This window comes from Kitasatospora sp. NPDC059817 (genome assembly GCF_042731835.1).
Classification (GTDB): Bacteria; Actinomycetota; Actinomycetes; order Streptomycetales; family Streptomycetaceae; genus Kitasatospora.
Map to the genome: position 1 here is coordinate 43,691 of NZ_JBHWIR010000007.1, position 3,485 is coordinate 47,175.

At 71.9% G+C, this 3,485-nt stretch carries 3 protein-coding genes; 2 read left to right on the top strand and 1 reads right to left on the bottom strand.

Translation table 11 applies throughout. The annotated features are described in order from the left end of the window. Positions 1-491: 491 nt before the first annotated feature. On the bottom strand, positions 492-1,451 hold the full coding sequence (locus tag ACFV61_RS02720; protein WP_380489691.1) for a DUF2637 domain-containing protein: 960 nt from the start codon (positions 1,449-1,451) through the stop codon (positions 492-494). Positions 1,452-1,633: 182 nt separating this feature from the next. On the opposite strand from ACFV61_RS02720, the gene ACFV61_RS02725 reads away from it, so the two are divergent. Both ACFV61_RS02725 and ACFV61_RS02730 read left to right on the top strand, forming a co-directional pair. After that, positions 1,634-2,191, top strand: a complete 558-nt coding sequence (locus ACFV61_RS02725) for a helix-turn-helix domain-containing protein (RefSeq protein WP_380489693.1) — start codon at positions 1,634-1,636, stop codon at positions 2,189-2,191. Between the two features lie 565 nt (positions 2,192-2,756). Then, the gene (locus ACFV61_RS02730; protein WP_380489695.1) at positions 2,757-3,458 is read left to right on the top strand and encodes a hypothetical protein; all 702 of its coding nucleotides are present in this window, start codon (positions 2,757-2,759) and stop codon (positions 3,456-3,458) included. Positions 3,459-3,485 lie beyond the last annotated feature (27 nt).

Genomic DNA, 3,485 nt, shown 5'->3' on the forward strand with positions numbered 1-3,485 from the left:
CGCCGGGCGGGGCGCCCGCGCGCGCGGTCGCGGGGGGGGCGGCTCCTCCGGCGGCGGGGGCGAAGCCCCCGGCGCGGCCCCCGCGCCCGCGGCCTTCCGCGGGGGGCGCGGCCCCGGCCCCCCCCCCGGCCCGTCCACGCCCCCCTGGGCGTGGGCGTCCGCGTGCGTGGCCCCGTAGGGGCCCCGCACGCACTCGCTTGCTCCGCTGTTGACCTGCGGGTGGTCAACTCCGTTGCGGTCCAGTGAGGTTACAACACCAGCCGCGTGCTCGTGCGGCGTCGGCCGGGTGTCGGTCAGGGTGTGCTCCTGGGGTGGTGGGGTCGGGGTGTGCAGTGTCCGGGCGATGCCGGGTTTGGCGGTGCCGGACTTCACGGGTAGAAGTGGGCCCGGTCCCGGCTCGACGGCGGTCCGGCCGGCGCCCGGCAAAAGGCCCGGTCCCGTCAGGGTCGGGCAGTGACCGCAGACGGGACCGGCAGGCAAGGGACTTCTGCTCATCGGCAGAAGTCCGGGTGGCCGACCGGCAGGTGCTGACGGACCGGGTCGTCCGGGAACTCCTTGCGGAGCTCGTCCATCAGGACCGTGAAGCGCGTACTGCCGAGCGGCAGCTTGGCCTCGCGGACCGCACGCTCGACGACCGGACGACTGGGACGGCCGTGCGCCCGGACCGCCGGGCGACTGACCTCCAGCAGCTGGTCCATCGACGCGCCCGGAGGCCGTCCGGTCCGCCGAGCCGGACCGCCATCGGGTGCGGGGAGCCCCTCATCCCCCTCCGGAAGGTGGTCGACGGTCCGCAAAAAGGGGACTTCTGCCGACCTCTCCGGGACCGGACCGGCGCCGGCGTTGCCGGACCGGTGCTGGAACTCCGGACCGGCAGAAGCACCGCCGGTGGGACCGCTGTCGCTCACGGCGGACGGACCATGGTCCGCGCGAGTGGGGACGGCCGACCGGACCGAAGCGTCCGGACCACTCCGACCATCCGGTCCGACAGAGGTGGGGACCGTGCGGTCGGCGGAAGTCACGGCGGACGGTCCGGTCGATGCCGGGGTGGGGGCGTGGCGGGCGATGAGGATGTAGAGGTGGACGGCGCCGCCGAGGGCGAGCGGCGAGAGGGTGGACAGCGCGCCGACGACGCTTTCGCCGAGCCTCAGCCCGCTGCTGTGGTCGAGCAGGCGGTTGAGGCGCACGGCGTGCAGGGCGTTGGCCCACACGCTGGCGGCGGTCGCGCCGGCGAAGAGGAACCACGCGTAGACGCGGGCCGCCCATGGTGCGGCCCGCAGGACGAGCAGGGTGCGGACGCCGTAGGCGATGAACCCGTCGACGGTGAACGGGAAGACGTACGTCAGCGGTCCGCGCACGTGGATGGCGACGGCCATCTGCTGCAGGGCATCGAAGGACAGGGCGAACCCGGCCGCGCCGATCAGGGCGACGGCGAGGCGGTCCCAGAAGGTCACACGGGCGGCGCGAACGCGGGGCGCGGCATGGACGGGAAGTACCGGTATGGCGGTGGTCGTGGTGGGCTCCAGAGCTCGGGGGCTATGCGCTTAGAATGGACTTGCCATTCGATGAGGATTATGTGTAGCATGCCCCTCGCTCGAATGCAAGAACGATCAGAGGGTGATGCAAGGTGAATCGAGTGTCCGACCAGTCAGACCAGCCGGGAGGCTCACCGGCGGCTCCCGCGCTCAGCGAGGAGCACGCCGCCGAACGCGTCCGCCTGGAGCGCGAGTATCGAGGTTGGAGCACCGGCGAACTCGCCAAGCGGATGACCGCCGCCGGCTACCCGATGAACCAGTCCTCCGTGTGGCGGATCGAGAGCGGCGAGCCCCGCCGCCGGATCAACCTCGACGAGGCGATCGGCTTCGCCAAGGTCTTCGGCCTGCCCCTGGAGGAGTTCCTCGGCCCGCCCGAGTCCTCCTCCAACAAGCACATCACCCAGGTCACCACCGAGGTCATCGCCCGGTACCGCTTTCTGCTCGACCTCATGATGAGCACCAGCGAGGTGTTCAAGGCAGTCGACCAGTACTGCGCGATGTTCCCCCAGCACGCCGAGGAGCTGAACGACCGCATCGCCCGCGCCATCGCCGAGGAGAACCGCCGCCGCGGCCCGCTCCGCGAAAGCCCCATGGTCTTCCTGCGCTACCCGACCTTCAAGCAGGTCGACCAGCCAACGGACACCCCGCCCCAGACGTAGCCCGCCAGCCGTCGCGAAGCACGACCGTGATCGTTCTTCGGAAAGCGCCCGACATCGCCTACAGTGCCCGCTGCACCACGCAGGCACCGTTTGGCGCGGCCGGGAAGCAGAGCTACCGTCCACCCGCGTGGCCACCCCGCCACCGCGCCCGCCCGTCCACGCCCCATCAACCGGTGCAGGACCACAGCCCGCCAGCCACCGAGAAAGGAATCACGTGCCACTCACCGCGCATCGCGCACCCACGTCGCCCCGTGCGGTGATCGCGCCAGCACCGCCCCGGCGCACCTCTCCGGCTCCGGCATTCGCTGCCGGAATGCCCAGACCGATCTGACGGTCTTCCCCAGCTACCGCCCGCTCGCGCAGGACTCCGCCCCTGCCCCGCTCGCGACGCAGCTTCTCCGCCGCCCCGCCCTCTGGCGTGTGGCCGGCTTCACGACGCCGCCCAGCAGTCGGCGCGTCTCGCCGCTCCCGATCCGGAGCGAACACCACCCCAACCCCCACCGCACCGCCCTCGGCTTCCTCACGCTGCCCGCGCACAGGAAGCCGACCGCCGGACAGGAGACCCATGCCCGTCACCGCCCTCGCGCGGAATTCCCACACCCCCACCGCCGCGATACTCACCAGCGCGGCGAGTACCCAGTCCCACTCGGCGGTCGCCCAACCAGTCGGACGGCTCCACCTCGGTCGGCGCGTGGACAACCGGCCCGAGTCGCTGGCCACCTGGCTAGTGACGACCTCCCAGTCCTCGATCGCGGTAGCCGTCGCTGACCACTTCGATGTGGCCCATGCGCGCGCCGTAGCGGCGGCGGACGGCGAGATCGAGGTCATGACCCGCACGCCAACGATGCGGATCGTCGTCAACGCCGAGGCGATCACCGCCAACATGCGGCGGTGGGGCCAAGGTCGGCTCGTTCACCACTGCGACGGGACCGTCTTCCTCTCGCCGCCCACAGCCGCCGGTTCCCATTGTGGATGCCCTCCATCGATGACGGACCGTAAGGCCCTGGCCAAGGCCGGACGTGGCCCGCACCCGAGCGTGACGGTCGACTTCCGGCTCGCGCAGCTTCCGGGCCTCGGCGTGTTCCGTTTCCAGTCCGCCTCCTGGAAGCTCGCCGAGTCCTTGCCGACCGTTCGTGCCGCTCTCGACGCCACTGGCGGCGAGGCGCTCTGCGAGCTGGCCATCCAGCGCGTGGACGTCCCCGTCGGCGGAGGATCCCACCTCGCGTATCGCATGCCGGTCCTCACGGTCCTCGGCCCCTGGGGCTGACGAGGAGGGGGCAGCCCACACGGGCTG